This is a genomic window from Ketobacter alkanivorans, assembly GCF_002863865.1.
In the GTDB taxonomy this organism is placed as follows: domain Bacteria; phylum Pseudomonadota; class Gammaproteobacteria; order Pseudomonadales; family Ketobacteraceae; genus Ketobacter; species Ketobacter alkanivorans.
This window is the reverse complement of record NZ_CP022684.1, coordinates 2,704,858-2,723,866: the sequence shown is the minus strand read 5'-3', so window position 1 is coordinate 2,723,866 and position 19,009 is coordinate 2,704,858. Positions and strand designations below refer to the sequence as shown.

Below are 19,009 nucleotides of genomic sequence, written 5' to 3'. Positions count from 1 at the left end.
AGGCGCTCCTCAGGGCAAAAATGCGCAGGCTGACCCGCGCATTCATCATAATTGTATACAATCTAGAAAGTAGACCCATAAGTCAAGGGATCAGCGTGACAGAATCACCCGCTCGCCGGTCAGTGCATCCACCACCAGGATTTGATCCAGATCCACGTCCACCACAATGGCGATTTGCTTATCTGCATCGAACACCATGGTTTCAGGGTCATCCAGTACGTTGGCACTATTGGGGAACGTGTTATCGGAGATCACCGTGCGGCTGCCATCGGTCAGATCCACCGCCAGGATGGCTTCCAGGTCATCATCCCCCACCAGCACCCGGTTGTTGGCCAAATCCAGCACCACCGATTCCGGATCGCCAAAGGGGTTGGCGTCATTGGGGGCTTCGTTGCTCGACAGGACGGTACGTGCACCGGTGGTGAGATCGACGGCGATCAATTGGGCAACGCCCTCATCCACCACCAGAATACGGTTGTTCGTGGTATCCAGCACCATGCCCGCGGGGATGCTGAAAGGATTGTCCCCATTGGGTACATCGTTGCTGGAAAGCACCGTGCGTGAACCGTCCAGGGCATCCACCGCAATCAATGCGTCCAAAGTCGTATCGAGCACGATGATGCGATTCTGGCGCGCGTCGAACACCATGCGGGCTGGGCGACCGAAGGCATTGTCGGTATTCGGGGTAATCGCGTCCGACAGCAGCGTACTGAAACCATCCACCAGATCCACCGTCAGCAGGGCATCCAGGCTGGTATCGGCCACGATCGCGCGGTTGTTGGCGAGATCCAGCATGATACCCTCGGGATTTTCCAGCAGACTGCCCACGGGCGTGCTCCCATCGGCTACCAGTTGGCGCGCCCCGTCCACCAGAGATACGGCGATCACTGCATCGGCGCCCCTGTCCGCCACCAGTACGCGCTGGTTGGCGAGATCCAGAGCGATATCCGAGGGGAAAACCAAAGGTACGTCTGCGTTGGGCGTGTTGTTGGACTCGGTCAGCAGGGTGTGGCTGCCATTACTCAAATCCACCGCCACGGTGGCCTCAAGCCCCCGATCCAGCACCAGCAAACGGTTGTTGGTGCGGTCGAAATCGATGCGGCGCGGGTCGTCAAAGCCTTCGGAAACCACCCGGCGCTCTGCCGTGACCAAATCCACCACAATCACCATATCCTGATTGCGATCCACCACCCACGCCAGCCGAGAACCCGTATCGAGCACCATATCCACCGGGTTGATGAACGTTGGATCGCCAGCCGGTGCGTTATTGGCGGACACAATCGAGCGGGCCCCGGTGGCAAGATCCACTGCCATCATCGCATCCACGCCGCTGTCCACAATCAACACCTGATTGTTGACGAAATCCGCCACCAGCCCACGGGGCGAGCCAAAGGCATTTCTGCCATTGGGGGTACTGTTATTGGAAATGATACTGCGCGCGCCCGTGGCAAGATCCACTGCCATCAACACCTTGCTACCCGGATCCAATACCAACACCCGGTTGTTGGCCTCATCCAGCACCATGTGCTCCGGAGCCCCAAACGGCCTGTTGGCATCGGGAATCGAATTGTTGGACACCACCGTACGGGCCCCAGTGGTTAAATCCACCGCAATCAACGCCCTAAGGGAGGCATCGATCACCAGCACGCGGTTATTGGCGACATCCAGTGCCAAGTCAGAGGGAAACGAAAACCCATTCACCGCATCCGGCGTGGTGCTATCGGAAATGACACGCAGAACACCGGTAGTGAGGTCTTGCTCAAACAGCGCTTCCAGGCCCCGATCCAGCACCAACGCCCGGTTGTTGGCCGCATCGATGATCAGATTTTCGATGGAATTCGTGCGCGGACCCAGCGCATTAATGGTGGCCGTCGCAGCAGTGCGATTGGCATTCCCGGCGGTATCTTCCGCTTCCACCGTGATTGAATTCAGCCCCAGCTCCAGAGGGATGGTGGCTTGCCACGTGCCAAAGCCATTGCTGCTGGTGGCCTCGATGCCGTTCACCCGCACCCGTGCCACGCCGCTGGCATCCGAGGCGCTGCCGCGCACGATCAGGCTGTTGCCATCGGTGGCCGAAAACGGGGTGGGAAACGCAATCACCGCATTAGGGGCTGCGGTATCGGCTACGTTGTCGCCACCGCCACCGCCTCCCCCACCGCAGGCGGTCAACGCCGACAGCAGGCACAGGCCGCCAAGGCTCATCAGGGATTTAGTAGTAAAGAGGGGTTTAGTGTGTGCAGTGTTGAAAGTGGTCATGGTTCATCTCCAGTATTGGCTTAATCAAATCGACTTACTGGAAATACGAACCGGGCCCTCACAAAGTTGCACCGATATGTGATTTTTTTTGATCAAATAAACCCTTATAGATCTATTTGTATGCAATCAGGCAAACAAGAACCCTGTGGAGGGCATAAATTAACGGTTGAAACCGCCCAGTCATTATGATTGTATACAATCCATAATCATGACCCATAAGTCGAACGCCAAAAAATTAAGACCAACGAGTGCCGAGAGAAGCATCATGAGCCAGACAGACAAGCCCACCATCGAACGCAAAGCCGTTCACAACATGCACCACACCGCCTTCCGTTGCCGGGATGCCGAACAAACCCGCTGGTTCTATGAAGACGTACTGGGATTCAAACTGGCCGCCGCCATGGTGTTTGACGAAGAACCAGGCCGCGCCCAAAAGCGTGAATACATGCACCTGTTTTTTCAAACCACAGATGGCAACTTCATCGCCTTCTTTGACGTGCCCGATGACGTAGACGAAAAAATGTTCATCGCCCGTCACGGATTCGACCAGCACATCGCCTTCGAAGTCGAAACCATGGAACAACTCAAAGCCTGGCGCCGCCACATCAACAAAATGGGCCGCCCCTGCTTTGGCGCCATCGATCACGGCTTTGTGCACTCCATTTACATGTACGATCCCAACGGCGTACAGGTCGAACTCACCGTAAAAGACAAAAACTACGATGCCATCCTCGCCGAAGACAGCGCCAAAGCACACCAAACCCTCAAAGATTGGACCACCCGCACCCGCCCCATGAAACTGGAACGCATCAGCGCCGACCTGCTGGATCAGCGCGGCATCGACACCAGCAAAGCGGATTTCTCCAAAGTGAAAAAAGAAGAGGCAAACTGATGAGCCAGAAATACGAATACGACCGCATCCCCTACCTGCTGGCCTTTGCCGAACAATCCAGTTTTAAAGACACCTACGGCGGCAGCGCCGATTTTGTGGCCCTGGAATCCTACTGGCTCAAACCCAAAGACAAACCCAGCGACACCGTCATCATCTTTATGCACCCCATCGGCGGTGGTGCCTACCTGCCCATGGTATCGGCCCTGGCCAAAAAGGGCTGCCACGTTATCTATTGCAACAGCCGCTACCGTGGCACAGACAGCGCCCTTATCATGGAAAAAGTCGTGCTGGACATGGCCGCCTGCGTGCGCGATGCCAAAGAAAAGAAAGGCTACAAAAAAGTCGTACTGGCGGGATGGAGCGGCGGTGGCTCGCTTTCATTGTTTTATCAGGCCCAGGCCGAAAACCCCACCATAACCGAAACCCCAGCAGGCGATCCTTTAGACCTGGTAAAAGCCAACCTGATCCCCGCCGACGGCATGATGCTGCTGGCTGCCCACATCAGCCGCGCTGGCACCATGACCGAATGGCTGGATGCCTCCATACTGGATGAAAACGACCCAACCAAACGTGATGTGGAACTGGATCTGTACGATCCCAACAACCCCAACCAGCCACCTTACAGCGAAGCATTCGTAGCGCGATACCGCCAAGCGCAAATTGCCCGCAACCGCAAAATCACCGCCTGGGTAAAACAAAAACTGGCACAACTGCGCAACGATGGCCTCACCACCGAAGAATTCGCCTTTGTGGTACACGGCACCATGGCCGACCCGCGCTTTATCGACCCAACGCTCGACCCCAACGACCGCCCCGCCAACTGGTGCTATCTGGGCAACCCAAAAACGGTGAACAACGGCCCAGTAGGCCTGGCGCGATTCAACACCCTGCGCGGCTGGCTATCCCAATGGAGCTACGATGATTCCAATGCCAACGGTATAACCTGCGCAGAACAAATCACCGTGCCCACCTTAGTGATCGGCAACACCGCCGATGATGCCTGCACACCCAGCCATACCCACCGACTGTATGAAGCCGTAGGGCACAACAACAAAGAAATGTATGAAGTAAAAGGCGCCAATCATTACTACTTTGGCCAGCCTGATAAACTGAACGAAGCCACTGGCAAATGTATGGAGTGGTTGCAACAAAACGGCTTTGCAGACGCCTAAAAAACAAACAGAAAAGCAACACAACATCAAGCGGCTGACGGTGGTAACCTCAGCCGCTTTTTTGTGCATTTAATTGACTTGGTTTGCGATGCTGCGGTAGAAAGATAATATGTTTACGAAAAGATCTGGACAGGTAAATGCAATAAATTGCCAGATCTAGGCTTAGGCCCAATTTATTCAATACTGAACAGGCAAATATGAATTGTTCTCCATTTGGGAATTTGTGGCCAAATGAAGGGATCTGTGCTTTGGGTAATGGCGGGGTTATTTGGGTTGGGTTTGGATAGTGTGATGTTATGTTTCCGGTAATAGGTAATGCTTAAGATTGCAAAAATTGCTGTTTCAATTATAGGGATTGTGGTCATTCTTGGAGTTTCGTACGGTTTGGGTGCGTGGTTCACATGGTTCAATGCGAACATGTGCTACTCAAGCGTCATTGACTTCGTTTCTGATGAGGCCGTACGAGTGGCAAAATCCAATGATTCAGAGGCCGCTACCAAGTTTCAAGATATGATCAAATCGTTACCTATTCATGGATACGAAACTGAGTGCAACGCAGTAAAAGAAGCAATTTCAAAATACAAGGAGGCTACCAATGTGCAATAGTCCCAAACATAACAATCCGATGCACGCGGAGCCAGCTACGTTCCACAATTTTTGTGGTATCGCTTCGCTCTTATACCACAAAAATAGTTCCACTACGCTGCCCGGTGATCGGGGCGTTATGAAAATCATGCACCGTGCAACTAGTAGTGGCTTTGATGAGTATTGAAAAGCAGGCACAGGACTATTATGCAAGGGCACCGCTCATAGTTCTAGGAAGCGGTGCCTCAGCAGCCTATGGTATGTCCGGCATGGGGAAATTGGCCAATTATTTAATTGAACATACCGATGTATCGGATCTTCCTGAAAAAGACCAAAGTAATTGGGTTAGCTTTTGTGAAGCTTTGAATTCGGGAGTCGGCTTAGAAACAGCTTTGCATCAGGTGCAAGTGTCCGAAGCACTAACAGGAAAAATCATTAACCACACATGGACTCTTATAAACCGAGAAGATCTGGAAATTTTCAAAAGAAGTCTTGAAGGTAATGACCGTTATAGTTTGGGTATACTTCTTTCGCATATGTTCAGATCAAGCATCTCTACTATTAACATCATTACAACGAATTATGACAGGCTTGCCGAATACGCTTGTGACAAAGAAAATATCCACCATTACACAGGCTTTACTCATGGCTATTTTCGCCAGCTATCTCAACCGTCTGAGGTTAAAGTTTCACGTAAAGCTAATATATGGAAAGTGCACGGGTCGCTCGATTGGTTTGAATCACCATTAAAAGACGTTATTGGATTATCGCACCTAGAAGAAATCCCGGCCGGATATTTACCTCAGATTGTGACGCCTGGAACTCAGAAATACCAAAGAACTCACCTAGAGCCATATCGTTCAATTATAAACAACGCAGACCTTGCCATTACTAATGCAGCATCATATCTGTGTGTTGGCTATGGATTTAATGATGAGCATATACAACCAAAACTTATGAGAAAATGTGCACGGCAAGGAGCGCCAATTACTATCGTGACATACGCACTTTCCGAGGCTACTAAAAAGCATGTTATCAATGGCGGTGTAAATAACTACCTAGCAATTGAACGGGGTGCACATGACGACCAGTCAGTGATTTACAGTTCCCTTGAAAAGGAGCCAGTAGTAGTTGAAAAGAATTTATGGAGCCTCCAAGGCTATCTGACATTAATAATGTAGGGGTTATAGAGATGCCAATTTTCAATTTTATGGACAATGATGCATTAGGGAAAGTGGCATCTGTTGATACGGCTACAGTAGTTGTAGATGTAGACAATGTGGATCAACTGAAAAGGTTACAGGTAAATCATTTAGCTGTTTTGCAAAGCAGCAGGCCTGGGCAGCACCTCATAGGACTAATAGTTCAAGTTACAAGAAAGAAGGCTATCTCTGAGATAATCGATGAGGGTATTGTTGACCAGTCCCCCGAGCTAAACCTCTGTAAAATCGCACTCATTGGTACTTTATTGGATCGCGATGGCGAAAAAGAGAACGTATTTCGTCGAACACTTGAATCGGTTCCTGAAATTGATGCTAACTGCTTTTCACTGGAGGGAGGAAATCTTACTGGATTTATGAGAACCCTTTCAAGTATTGCGGACGATGGAAATGCTCTAACCCTTGGAAAATACACCCTAGATGAGCATGCAATTGCTTACCTAAATGGCAATAAGTTTTTTCAACGACATGCATTTATAGGCGGAAGTACGGGATCGGGAAAGTCATGGACTACCGCCAGAATAATTGAGCAAATGGCAGGGCTGAGCTCCGCTAATGCCATAGTCTTTGATCTTCATGGTGAATACTCCCCGCTAGTAGGAGACGGTATTCAGCAGCTAAAGGTTGCTGGCCCAGCTGATGTAGAAGCAGGGCGAACTTTGGATGACGGTATACTTTACCTTCCTTACTGGCTACTTTCCTACGAAGCTCTGGTGTCAATGTTTGTTGACCGTAGTGATCAAAATGCACCTAATCAGGCGATGATTGTTGCTAGAGAGATAAACCAATCAAAACGTAAATATTTAGAAGATAATGGTCATGATGATATTTTGTCGCATTTTACGGTAGATAGCCCTGTACCTTTTAACTTGCATGAACTTCTTGATCGGTTGAACTATATAAACACCGAGATGGTTCAAGGCGCCAGAGCCGGGTCAGAGAAACAAGGCGAATTTTTTGGCAAGTTGGCGAGGATGATATCTCGCTTAGAGAATAAGATTTCGGATCGTCGGCTTGGCTTCCTTTTCAATGGCGGCAACGACATAATGGATTTTTCTTGGCTAAGCCGGTTGTCTACAAAGCTGTTGGGAAGCACTTCCGAAAACGGAAGAGCAGGAATTAAAATTGTAAATTTCTCAGAAGTTCCTTCCGACATACTTCCACTAATAGTTTCCTTGGTCGCGCGCGTTGCATTTTCAGTTCAGCATTGGACTCCAGGGGATTTGCGGCACCCAATAGCATTGCTTTGTGATGAAGCACATCTTTATATGCCACAAAGGAGTTCGGCCGATTCAGCTGATAGCGTATCAATTGACATATTCGAACGAATTGCAAAAGAAGGCCGTAAGTACGGTGTAAGCCTTGTAGTGATTAGTCAAAGGCCGTCCGAGGTAAATAAAACCATGCTGAGTCAGTGTAGCAATTTCATTTCTATGAGGCTGACAAATGCAGAAGACCAAGGAGTTATTAAAAAACTACTTCCGGATAGTTTAGGTGGATTTGGAGATATTCTTCCAACTTTGGATACGGGCGAGGCGTTGGTAGTCGGCGATGCTAGCTTGCTTCCCAGTAGAATAAGAATTGACGAGCCACTGAATAGGCCGAACAGCGGGACTGTGGATTTTTGGGACGAATGGCAGGCGCCAGTAGAAGAAGGGAGACTTCCGTTAGCTATAGATAATTGGCGCAAGCAAAATATTCAATAAAGTAGATCCTGATTGGAAAAATGCATAACAAGCAGCACCAACGGACAGCCAAATCTGTCACTAAAATTGCTCCGCAATTACGCGCCAGTTTTTTCTGCCGCTGTGCTGGGCTTTAAGTGTAAAAATAAGGAGTTTTATATGAGTAAGTTATGGAAGATTTTGGATTCAAGAATAGTAGCAGTCCTTGTATTTCTTGTTATTTCGCCATATTGGTTTGCGTATGTAGCGCAAAAGACATTGATGCAATCATTTCCATTTTTAGCTGCTAGCGCTTTGAAGCCGGAGGTCGTAGAAGTAGAGAAAGCGTCAGGAGTAAAAGAGATTGTCGATGTTAAACAGATATTAGCTTCACTTGAGGTTGAATTTGTAAAAATAAATCCATCCAAATGGCCTGGGAAACAAGAGGCTTTATTCAGAATTAAGAATGCTTCAGCCTACGCATTACAAAATCTATCTGTAAACGCAGTTTTTTATGATGAGAATGGCAAAGTTTTGGACGCAAGAAGCACAATGTTATTAAGCAATACTGTGTATCATCCGGGAGCTGAGCAGTTCTTCAAATTCGATTATGATTACGAGAGACGATTAGCTGGTGAAAAAAGCAATATTGGTTTGGCACATAGTGCCAAAGCAGCTATTTTAGGTGTCGATGTGGTTCAAGATGGTACGCCGAACACTTAACAAGTTAATCAACGCGTCCCCTGGTGGGGCGCGTCATTAAGGCGCTAAGCATCAAGTAGGAATATGAGCAAAAGAACGTGGGCTTGCGTTGAATGCAAGCAAAAATATAGAAGAGATCAAAACTCTGATAAGCCTGTAAAGTGCGCTACCTGTGGGAAAGTGTGCGAATATGTGCATTGGAAAGTTAGAGTGCCGTCTCCGAAGAAAGAGAAGGACTGGAAGAAATTTTGGGCTGCTTACTTAAAAGAGAAAGCCTTATTAGAGAAGTACTACAATGACGAATCAGTGGAAGAAATAACGCTAGACATTCTCAATATGCGACTAATTCCTAGAGTGAAGAGAAATCTTTAATCTTTCTGCAGTATTGGATTATAAGGAATAAATGTGAGCAACAATGGAACTAGGTATGACAAAATTATTAAGTATCTGAAAAATCATACGCTCTTTTCAGCGCTACTATTCTTTGGTGTAGTATTAATTTCTATGTCCACGCTATTGAACTCAGCGAAGAACGTTATCAACATGATTCCAGTTGACGAAGATCATTTCATTTTTGACAACACTGCTTGGAATTTATGTATAAATTGTTACGGAAATAAAGCAAAGAAGGGAAACGAGACTGGAATATTGTTTTATGATAACGGGTACTTTAGTCATGTGCTTTCAGGTGTTGACCAGAGTTATGTAGAGCGGGATGGTCGACTCTATAAGTGTGCATTATCAGTGTTTGATGTTCATAAAATTGAAGTTGTGTATTCGGATTCTGATGATCCTAATGATGTTGGCGAGGGGTGTGTCTATTTAAAGTACGAAAGAGATTATTGTTATACGGGTATGCTGGGTTCTGGAGATGGACCGAACAACTTTGCTGGGCGTTGGGAGGTTAAGAATAATAAATTAATCCTAACTGTTTATGAAAATGAGAAAGAAATATTAGATATCCATGAAATTGATTTGAGCGGATACTCTTCAACAGAAATTGAGGGGAAAGCGTACTCTAAAAAACTAGGTTACGACCATGTTTACATGAGCAGAGTTCCTAAGGTTTCTTCAGTTGAATTACCAACGGGGTGTAAAATCGATTCAACTACTGAGGCCATTCTGCGTAGGGATTAGAGTCCGCTTAACAAATTTATCAACCTGACGCGAGACGCAGGTTATAAAAGCGCTAAGCGAAATCAGTAATGAAGAACTCATCAAGAATAATGTACATCGAATATAAAGAGAATGACGGGCTGATTGGCTCTGCGAGAATTGGTCGAGTAAGATTTTCCAGATCAGGGCAGTCGCTTCATTATGCAGGGCGCACGTTTCAGACTCTTAAGGGAGCTGGGTTTAAGTCAAATTACTTTGATGTCGAGACCGGAGATCACTATTGGATATCCGGATGCCGAAAAGACGGACGGGATGCACTCTATAGCACCACCGCAGCAATTGACGAAGATGTTCGTGAGGAGTACTGGTTATGTATACGAGAGCTGCCTCAGAATGTCTCTATTCGTTCTGTTAAAGTGCTGAGTAAGTACTGAGGCTTCAGAAAATGCCAAAACGAAAGTCGATATCTGAGGCAGCAGCAGGGAAGCTGATTTCTGCTATACAGAAAAAGTGGGGCTCAGAGCTTGGCGATCCGGTGGCAGATGAAAGCGAGTATGTAATGGGCTTGTCTCATGGGCTGTTGCAAGCAAGAACGGCGAAAGTAATGAAAGGCATACTAGATGGTAAGTCTATTCGTGAGTATTTAGGCGTTGATTGGGTAGATAATCATGCCTCTGTGCTTGGGTCCATAGAACAGCTAGAGCTAGCTATAGCAAATGAAATCGCCTAACGCCTACATCACAGGAATCCAACTATGCGTCACCAATTGTGGTGCGCTGCGCTCACTTTACCGCAATTGGCTCCACTCCGTCGGGCCCCTGTGCTGAGGAATCTCCCGAATATGATAATAAGAATAGTTGCAATATCGCTTGCTTTGTTAAGCTCATCTGTCATGGGGAGTGAATACAAAATTGATTTGAAGCTCAATGATCTTAAGCTAAGCAAGTTCGAGTATGTTCCTGCCGTCAATGAGCGAGAACGGATAAATTTTAGATATAGAGATGAAGTAAAGTCATATTTTGTGCATGTGCCAAAATCAACCCCTAAGGAAATGCCGGTGGTTGTTGCTCTTCACGGGGCAGGAAGATCCGGCTCGTCAATGGTAGATGCATGGAGAAAATGTTCAGATAAGCATGGTTTTATGGTGGTCGCGCCAAACGGGGTAGGAAATAACTGGGATGTTGCGATAGATGACTCAGGCTTCATTAATGAAGCAATGAAAGATGCATTGAATAAATTCGGAAAATCATCCAAGAAAATATACCTATTTGGTCATTCTAATGGTGCTCGGAAAGCGATTTCTTTAGCCGCATTGTATCCCAATGAGTACACTGCTATTGCAGTCCACGCAGGAACCTTGCCTGAGCTGACTAAGTCGGCTATTAATCATCAAGCCTCAGCATTACCGCGAGTTGGTATTTTTCTAGGTGATCGGGACCATATTTTTTCTGTGGAATCGGCCAGAGAAACTACAGCATGGCTCGAAAAATATGGCTATCCGACGTCGCTAATAATCATGCAAAACCATAGCCATTGGTATTATGAAGATTTTGATCGAATAAATGCGAGTGTGTGGGCATTTATGAGCAGAATATAACAGCATCATTCGCAGCCTGCGGCCGGTGGTACGCCGCTACGCGGCGCCCATGTGCTCAACGTTAGCTGATAGTGCCTAAAATTACTCATGGATAGAAAAAAATATTTGAGAATAGTGATATTTGGATTGATTGTGGTCGGTGGAGTTGGAGCGCTATATCCATTTGTAATGGCAATGAAACCAAGTGCAAAGGCGGATGCGGCTCTAATACGAATTGATATTTCTGATTTACGAAATGGTGAGTTTAGGATAATTGCCCCAAATCCTTCATTTGGCTCAATTTACAATGGTTATGGCTGGTCTCTGTTCGTATATAGAAAGCAAAATGGTGATCTGAATGTGTGGCATTTACCAACAAAGGGCCGAACTGTCGGCATGCCTGATGTTTGGTGGTATAGACCACACTTTCCTTGCTACGAATTTGGTCCTACCATAATTAATGGTGTTGTCGATGAGAGTAAACCGATTCAGTGCCACAAGTCTGATGAGCCCAATGCAGCATACATGAATTATTCATGGGATATTGACGGTAAGGTTATTCGTGGTCATGTAAAAGATATGTATAGGGCAAAAGGTATTGTGCAGGGTAATTATTTTGTACTTGGAAAATCCAGCTAACAATTTGCCGAGCAGGGAAGGTTAGCAAGGCGTTAACTCTATGAGCACATGCATCGATATCCTTTACTATACGATTAGATTTCATACGTAGGGCATGATGAAAATTCCCAGGAAAAATAAGCATTGGGCTCAAGAAATAGAGAAAGCTCTTGAAGCGTCGATATCGTCATTGACAAGTTTAGATGAATTGTCGAAGCAGTCTCTTTTTAAACTTGCAGTCCCTCATGTTATAAGAAATAGAGGGCTGAGCAAAAAGGACGTACCGAGAGATCTTGGCAAAGATTATATGGCTGAGTGCGAGCAAGGGTTAAAAGTAGACCCTGAAGCTATCAAACACTACGAAACCCAATTTATAATTGCGTATGTCGATGCGCATCGAGAGATGGGTTTGATCAACGAAAGAAAACTTGATGAGATAGTTGAATTTGTACTTCATCATCATGTTTATACAATTTAAGAATTCTAGTATTTAGCACAAACAAGTCCGTCAACAGGGCCACCTGGGTAGCAAGGCTTAGCACCATGAGCATTATGAAATACTTTCTGATTACTAGTCTGTGGCTGCCCTGTTATGTCTTTGGCTCAGAGAGTGTGTGCTATGGCACTACCTCTGAAGGACGATTGGAAAGTGGAGTGGAGCTACCCCGTTCAGGACCAAACTTTGTAACGTATAGTAATGTCGCAAGATTAGCCGGGCGTACTTATGTACATTCTGAAGTTCACGAAATTTTAATAGCCGCCTATGCGGCACTTGAGAAGGAACTACCCAACAAGATCTATAAGTATGCAGAAACAGGATTTAAAGATGGCGGTCAGTTTAGGCCGCACAAGACGCACAGGAATGGACTGTCAGTTGATTTCGACATTCCATGTAACTAGTAGCGCTAACAAATACATGGGCAGAAGCCGAATATGGAAGTTTGTCCGCCTCTGCGAGACGCAGCGCCTACACTGGCTCAGTGTGATTATATTAAGTCAGCCGAAATACAGATAAATATATTTGAATGGCCGTTTCCAAAAATTATGAATATTTCAAAAAGGATCTAGCTATGAGCATGAAGATATTTGCAACACTAATCGTTTCAGTGCTTATTTCAGGGTGCATGTCACATAAGTACTCGATAGTTGAAAGTGAATACTCTTATGACAAAACAAATTCTGGCGGACAAAAGTATGTCAGTAAAACTCCATTTTTAGTAAATCATCGTACCGGTGAAACGTTCAAAATGACGTATGACAAGGATAATGGTTATTACTGGCAGGCAGTGCGTTATCTGAATGTTGATGATAAAAGTGAATAGCCGGATCGGTTTATGATGATTCACTTTGATAAAGGCTGGGCAACATTTAACCAATTCTGTGTGTGATATCGCACTGCACGTAATCAGATTACAACCGTTCGGTATGGGGTGTGTAGCGCGAGGGGAACAAGATGACCAAAGATAGATGGGAAGCGCTAATGAGTGCTATGGGGCTGGAATCTTCAATAGATTGCTATAATGTACGCAAAGAGTACAAGGTAGTGCCAGCGTTGATCTACCGAAAAAAAAGAAAGGAATTGCTTAAATCGTTCTTGAACAGCCCCAGTATTTATAATTTAGGTTATTTCAAAGATAAGTATGAACGGGCTGCAAGACAAAACATTACCAGAGCAATTGCGGTGCTATAGCTCACTCATGGATACGGAATATAAAATATGAGAACGCTTGCTTGTCTGATCTACTTCATTGCCCTATCCCCCAATGCCTTTGCTCAGGCCACTTCTTCAGATCAAGATATAGCGGCGTTTTTTACTCACTCCACACCCATGGCGGTGAGCTTTATACTGAGTGTAACGGCAATCAAGATTACAGCGTTTGTAATAGGGTATCTGATCGTGAAGCTTGGCCATGATACCCTGATTAAGGGCGTAACAGGCGACATCGACTTTGGTCTGGAAGGCAAAGGTATTAAAACGAGGCTAAAGGCAGGCAGCCCCGGTGCATTTTTTGTGTTGGCAGGTGCAGCCATCATCCTGTGGGGGCTTTTTGTCAGCAAGCCACTCAATATTAGCGTTAAACCCGCAACTATTTCGCAATCATCGGTAGCCGAGCCACTACAGCAGGACAGTAAGCCAGTACCGCCAGGAAGCCTAAGAACATTACCCGAATAGGTAGATCATGAAAATATCAATTTGGATGTTAAATGTGCTGCTATGTGTCTTGCCTGCGGTTGTTTGGTCGGGCCCTAACGAGGAGGCAGAAGCAAAACAGTCTTTTGATGATTTTAAGGCGATTTACACCAAACCAAATGTGACCAATGGTGAGTTGAAAGATGCGCTGGCACTGGTGCTTAAAAGTAATGAGTTGAATCCAGGCAACTTTAAATACACCTACAGCGCTGCGGCAACCTACGATGGGTTGGGTGAATATGATCAAGCCGTTGAATGGTATCGCAAGGCGGCGGATATAGCATTAACCGACAAGCAGCGCGTGAATGCAGAAATTGCGGCTAGTGAAAGTCGTTTCATGTTAGTGGCATTACGTAAGCAAGATGAACCGAGCCCTGGGCATGAAATATCAGTTTCAATGATGCTGAAGGGAATTAAATATGAGCCTGAGTTGAGGGAAGGCCAGCGTTTGCCGACGCTGTATCCCGACAATGTTGATCCAAACGCACACCTTGATTATCTAGAAGATCGCTTTAAACAATATCAACCCTTCAAAAATACAAATTTTCTGATTGTTTCATATGAAAGCCAGAGAGCCGCTCGGCAACATTATGAACGCGGAGTGAAAGATTTTTATACTTATTTTCAGAATCATATATTTGGATACACTCAGCACAGGCCAGTGGTGTTGTTTCTTGGGGACTATCCAGAAAGTTTGATCGATTTAACAAATAAGCTCTATCCAGAGTTGCGCTTCAAATCAGGGCACCCTTTTATGGGTTATTTTAACAAGCGTGACAATGTGATCTTTGCAACGGTAATGGGCGGATATGGCACGCTGCTGCACGAGATGATTCATGCTCTAATCTTCGCTGATTTCCCTGAGGCCCCCGGTTGGCTAGAAGAAGCCTTTGCAACAATCTACGAGAGAACAAAATGGCAGAATAACCGTTTGATACCACTGCCCAATTGGCGATTGGATGGGATGAATTTTGAAGAGGTAGCGCCCCTTGATCTGTATGAAAAATACAAAGGCGACATTAAGTTAGACCATCGTGATCTTGCCCGGTTACGACTTTTTTATACGTATATTGATGAACTAGGTCAGTTAAAAGCATTCTATCAAGCGGTGAAAGCCAGTAAGGGCGAAGTTTCGGTAGCACAGATCGCAAAAGATCTTGGTGTTGAACAGGCCGCATGGAGTGATTTTGCTGAAAGAAGTTTTATTGAATATCAGATCGATCTTGCCAAAGGCAGTGGCCGCACGGTAAACCCTGCCGAAACACGATTCATTCAGCGTGCTTTAAATGCCGTGATGGATGCAGGCCTTAAAGAGGACGGGTTATGGGGTAACGCCACAGAGGTTGAGCTTAAACGGTTTCAGTCTAGTCAAGGCTTAAAGCCGGATGGTATCTATGGAAAGAATACCCGAACCACGCTTCAGCGTCTGTTTGCTGAAAAAATGATGGATTAGTTTGATTAACAAGATGCCAGCGGATTCAGTAGTGACAACAACAAGTTGGAATGCCCAGGCAACTGCACCGTTATAAACGCACGCGAACATAATATCGCGCATTCGTTACACAAAGTCGATTTAACAGAGCTATCAGATTAGGCCTGCTGATTGAATTTGAACAACATACTCTATACAGTAAATCTTTTTTACTACCTCCTCGAACGATCAATACCAAAACGCAAAATAATAAATAGATACTGTGGAGTATTACTTAAATGGACTTTAAAAAACTAATCCTGCTAATTCATTTTATTTCGGTTGGTGCCTTAACCGGTTGTGACATCTATATACATGAGCCGATCCGCCTGGATTCTGTGCTGCCTGAGCAGAAAAAAACCATCTTGGCGGGCGCAGGATCAGTACTGGAATTCACTGTAGAGGGCGCCTCTAACAGCACTTCACGAAGCTGGGTGGTCACAAAATATCGTGACACAGAAGGTGGCGCTGGGGCTGAGGGTACCATCGGTGATGCTGACCAAGACATTTACGATTATAACAATCGTGACTACTACGGCTTGGAGGTTTCGAACATTGCAACGATTGAAGAAAGCCTGGCATCCGACAATAGCTATCACTACAGTCTTGAGTTAGCAGAAGAAGATGCGAATCTGTATTCGCTCATAACCGTTCAGTTCAAAACCGAAGGCCATTGCGAAGACGGTAGTTATGCTTGCGGGGGAATAGCGGAATCGGCCACTTGGGTTATTCATCCGAATGCCCATAATCAAGCGCCACCCACATGGCATGGATCATTCATAGTCAGAGACAAAGATGACATACAGCATTTAGCAGGTTACTCGGAGATAACCGGTGGCCTCTATATCAGGGACGTGGAAGGAGCATTAGATTTTGGAAACCTTCATGCACTTGAGCGTATCGGTGGCAATTTCATATTAACTTCATCTAGTTTGGTTACCAATCTTGATGGCTTAGATTCTCTGACTGAAATTGGCGGCGATTTTTATGCTAATGACAATGCTCGCCTAAACTCTATTAGTGGATTAAATTCTTTAACGACTATTGGCGATAACCTTGCTCTTATTAACCTGCCTGCGCTCAGGACTCTGACAGGGCTAGACCGGTTAAATACGGTTAGCGGATCGATTAAAATGGATGAGTTAAGCAACATTAGCAGCGTTGCAGCATTCGCCAGTTTAGAAACTTTGGGGAATAACCTTGATTTAACTTTTGGCAATTCTCTTACTGCTATAGCCGGTTTTGGTAGGCTTACCGAAATCACAGGTTCGTTTTATCTGAATGGAACGGGTATTAATGACTTCAGCGGATTTCAGAATCTGTCGACAATAGGAGGCACTCTAAAGCTTGCCAATCTTAGTGTGAGAGATCTTGAAGGTTTTAATAATATAGAATCTATAGGGGATACCCTGTTCCTTGAAAGCAATGCTAACTTACGCAGTGTAGACGGACTCACGAATCTTAAGTATTTTAGATCGATTAGGCTTCACAGAAATGAGCGATTAACCAACCTCAACGGGCTTGCAAATGCTGACTTCGGTGGCGGCACTATCAGTTTGATGTGGAACGATTCCCTTTCAGATATCAGTATATTCGAAAACATAACCCACATTGATGAACAGCTTTATGTGGCTGATCAATTTCTGTTGGATTTCGAAGATTTTAGATATCTTGAATCGGTTGGCGAACAATTTGTGTTGACAGGAACAAGGCTTACATCGCTTCCATTCGATAATTTAATAAGTGTCGGAACATCATTTTCGATACGCCAAAGCCCATTGCTCTGCCAATCAGAGATCGATGCGTTAAGGGTGCGACTAGGTAAGAGTAACCTAAGTACCAATGGAAACAAAAATTGCTGATTGTTCGTGAACTACTGCAGGGTGCTCTGATATGTCATTGGTGTTTTTCACGTCGTTCTACAATAGGAGAACAGAATGAAAAAATTTGCAGTCATTGCGTTGCTGATTTTCGCAGGGTTTAAAGGGTGGGAAAGGTATCAGTCCAATCAATCTTTAGACCCGCTTATGGAGCAGCCTTACGTTGTGGTGTATGGGCGAGACTCCTGTGGTTTTACTCAAAAAACACTGGATGATCTTTCAAGTGCAGGTGTCAATTTCAGATATTTTAAAATAGATGAAAGAGAGGTAGCGGATTCGATTCATGCACGAATGGAGGAGTCTCGTATATCGACGCGAAGATATAATCTCCCTGTAGTGGATGTTAATGGTAAAATTTCAATTCGCCCGAGCATTGACGATGTGCTCGCAATGTATGGTCAAAAGCTATAGCCAATGGCCCCTAGTATCTAAAGCTGTATGTGAACGGAGCATAGTGACGCTTAAGGAAAGCTTTGGTACTTCAGTGCATGGGGTAGATTTTTTGTCAGTGAAATTCGGGAAGATGTTTTTGAAAAACAGCATGATCTTGAATCAGGAGTCACATTGGCTTTACGCCCAATACTAGAAAGTAATCCTTAACAATCATACGTAATAAGTTCTTAGTCATTCTTGCAGGTGTGAAGTTGATATAACGGATCGAATATGAAAAATGTGCTTTTCACTATTCTGTTAGCGCTGTTTGTTGTGACGGCCACGATCACCCTGTTGGGCGTTACGAAAGTTATTGCTATAGAAGAGTTTTACTTAAAAGGCCTGTTTGGTGCTTTCCTGATTGAGCTGGGAGCAGCGATCTTCGGGATGCTTACGAAAAGTGATTTACTGGAAGATGGCATCCATTCCTGTGAGCAGCGCACCATTAGTCAATCAGTTAAATCAATACCTGTTCCCTGCCCCAACGCTGACAACACCCCTAAAAAATTGACGTTGGAGGAAGAGCGCACCCTGCTGGCGGGTCTTCCGAATTGGGATGTGGTGGAAACCAAACTAGAGAATGGAGACACGATCAGGGAGCTTCATCGACATTATGAGTTTAAAACATTTGAAGCTGCATTTGATTTTATGAATAAGGCTGTTGAGCAAGCAGTAGTGATTTGTGATCATCACCCTAGATGGGAAAATACGTATAGTCGCGTAGAGGTATGGCTTTCAACCTATGATCTCGATCGGCAAATAACCAATAGGGATGCAGAACTCGCGGGCCTTTTCGAACAGATCTGGCGTGATGCCGGAAAAGGCGTATAGAGTGATCAAGTTGGGCACTAACGATTTTCAATCTACTCATACCAACGAAGCTTGGATGTCAGCGCAAGGAGTCGCTAAGCTAATTTCGGTTACACGTAATTCACCGATTGAGCCTGGTATGCCAATACCTGAAATATTGGTAGTTGCACCTCCCTGGATAACTAACCCTATGGGATCAATTGCCAGTAAATTTAAAGGAGCGGAATCCAGGTATGTGGGTTTGCCTGAGGAGCTTGAAAAAGTAACATCAGAGCTTGGCATGCTATTTTATGATTCCAATAAGTCGGTTTGTGCAAGTGCAGTTGATGGTATACATCTTGATCAAATACAGCATCGTGTATTGGGCATGGCTATAGCAGCAGAGGTTGTGAGCTGGGATGTACTGATGTAAAACAGCGAAATA

20 protein-coding genes are annotated in these 19,009 nt (G+C 45.6%); 19 read left to right on the top strand and 1 reads right to left on the bottom strand.

Features of this window, described 5'->3' with window-relative positions; all coding sequences use genetic code 11:
* Window positions 1-90: 90 nt before the first annotated feature.
* Complete coding sequence (locus Kalk_RS11710; RefSeq protein ID WP_101894424.1) at window positions 91-2,256, bottom strand: PQQ-binding-like beta-propeller repeat protein; 2,166 nt, start codon at window positions 2,254-2,256, stop codon at window positions 91-93.
* Window positions 2,257-2,521: 265 nt separating this feature from the next.
* On the opposite strand from Kalk_RS11710, the gene Kalk_RS11705 reads away from it, so the two are divergent.
* From Kalk_RS11705 to Kalk_RS11600, 19 genes are all read left to right on the top strand, one after another.
* A complete protein-coding gene (locus tag Kalk_RS11705) occupies window positions 2,522-3,148 on the top strand; it encodes a VOC family protein (RefSeq protein WP_101894423.1) in 627 nt (208 codons plus the stop codon).
* Window positions 3,148-4,320 (top strand): alpha/beta hydrolase, encoded by a 1,173-nt coding sequence (locus tag Kalk_RS11700; RefSeq protein ID WP_101894422.1) that lies wholly within the window; start codon window positions 3,148-3,150, stop codon window positions 4,318-4,320. Before Kalk_RS11705 ends, Kalk_RS11700 begins: the two co-directional genes overlap by 1 nt.
* 315 nt (window positions 4,321-4,635) lie before the next feature.
* Entirely contained in the window at window positions 4,636-4,926 is a 291-nt protein-coding gene (locus Kalk_RS11695) for a hypothetical protein (RefSeq protein ID WP_101894421.1), read from the top strand.
* 155 nt (window positions 4,927-5,081) lie between these two features.
* A complete protein-coding gene (locus tag Kalk_RS11690; protein WP_199767901.1) occupies window positions 5,082-6,086 on the top strand; it encodes an SIR2 family protein in 1,005 nt (334 codons plus the stop codon).
* Window positions 6,087-6,097: 11 nt separating this feature from the next.
* Window positions 6,098-7,831, top strand: a complete 1,734-nt coding sequence (locus Kalk_RS11685; RefSeq protein WP_101894419.1) for an ATP-binding protein — start codon at window positions 6,098-6,100, stop codon at window positions 7,829-7,831.
* Between the two features lie 138 nt (window positions 7,832-7,969).
* Entirely contained in the window at window positions 7,970-8,512 is a 543-nt protein-coding gene (locus Kalk_RS11680) for a hypothetical protein (protein WP_101894418.1), read from the top strand.
* A gap of 384 nt (window positions 8,513-8,896) precedes the next feature.
* A complete protein-coding gene (locus Kalk_RS11670) occupies window positions 8,897-9,628 on the top strand; it encodes a hypothetical protein (RefSeq protein ID WP_101894416.1) in 732 nt (243 codons plus the stop codon).
* Between the two features lie 424 nt (window positions 9,629-10,052).
* Entirely contained in the window at window positions 10,053-10,337 is a 285-nt protein-coding gene (locus Kalk_RS11660) for a hypothetical protein (RefSeq protein ID WP_101894415.1), read from the top strand.
* Between the two features lie 111 nt (window positions 10,338-10,448).
* Window positions 10,449-11,204 carry an alpha/beta hydrolase family esterase gene (locus Kalk_RS11655; RefSeq protein ID WP_158643452.1) on the top strand — a complete coding sequence of 252 codons (756 nt, stop codon included), beginning with the start codon at window positions 10,449-10,451 and terminating at the stop codon, window positions 11,202-11,204.
* Window positions 11,205-11,291: 87 nt separating this feature from the next.
* Window positions 11,292-11,822 (top strand): hypothetical protein, encoded by a 531-nt coding sequence (locus tag Kalk_RS11650; protein WP_101894413.1) that lies wholly within the window; start codon window positions 11,292-11,294, stop codon window positions 11,820-11,822.
* A gap of 94 nt (window positions 11,823-11,916) precedes the next feature.
* A complete protein-coding gene (locus Kalk_RS11645) occupies window positions 11,917-12,279 on the top strand; it encodes a hypothetical protein (protein WP_101894412.1) in 363 nt (120 codons plus the stop codon).
* 592 nt (window positions 12,280-12,871) lie between these two features.
* Window positions 12,872-13,123 carry a hypothetical protein gene (locus Kalk_RS11635; protein ID WP_158643451.1) on the top strand — a complete coding sequence of 84 codons (252 nt, stop codon included), beginning with the start codon at window positions 12,872-12,874 and terminating at the stop codon, window positions 13,121-13,123.
* A 131-nt stretch (window positions 13,124-13,254) separates the two neighbouring features.
* Window positions 13,255-13,491 (top strand): hypothetical protein, encoded by a 237-nt coding sequence (locus Kalk_RS11630; protein WP_101894410.1) that lies wholly within the window; start codon window positions 13,255-13,257, stop codon window positions 13,489-13,491.
* Between the two features lie 27 nt (window positions 13,492-13,518).
* On the top strand, window positions 13,519-13,974 hold the full coding sequence (locus Kalk_RS11625) for a hypothetical protein (protein ID WP_101894409.1): 456 nt from the start codon (window positions 13,519-13,521) through the stop codon (window positions 13,972-13,974).
* Window positions 13,975-13,981: 7 nt separating this feature from the next.
* Complete coding sequence (locus Kalk_RS11620; RefSeq protein ID WP_101894408.1) at window positions 13,982-15,445, top strand: peptidoglycan-binding domain-containing protein; 1,464 nt, start codon at window positions 13,982-13,984, stop codon at window positions 15,443-15,445.
* 257 nt (window positions 15,446-15,702) lie between these two features.
* Window positions 15,703-17,325: a hypothetical protein gene (locus Kalk_RS11615; protein WP_101894407.1), complete on the top strand. Its 1,623-nt coding sequence runs from the start codon at window positions 15,703-15,705 to the stop codon at window positions 17,323-17,325.
* Window positions 17,326-17,400: 75 nt separating this feature from the next.
* Window positions 17,401-17,754, top strand: coding sequence for a glutaredoxin domain-containing protein (locus Kalk_RS11610; RefSeq protein WP_101894406.1), 354 nt, complete (start codon window positions 17,401-17,403; stop codon window positions 17,752-17,754).
* Window positions 17,755-18,006: 252 nt separating this feature from the next.
* Window positions 18,007-18,606: a 4a-hydroxytetrahydrobiopterin dehydratase gene (locus Kalk_RS11605; protein WP_101894405.1), complete on the top strand. Its 600-nt coding sequence runs from the start codon at window positions 18,007-18,009 to the stop codon at window positions 18,604-18,606.
* A gap of 1 nt (window position 18,607) precedes the next feature.
* The gene (locus tag Kalk_RS11600) at window positions 18,608-18,997 is read left to right on the top strand and encodes an SGNH/GDSL hydrolase family protein (RefSeq protein WP_101894404.1); all 390 of its coding nucleotides are present in this window, start codon (window positions 18,608-18,610) and stop codon (window positions 18,995-18,997) included.
* Window positions 18,998-19,009: the final 12 nt, after the last annotated feature.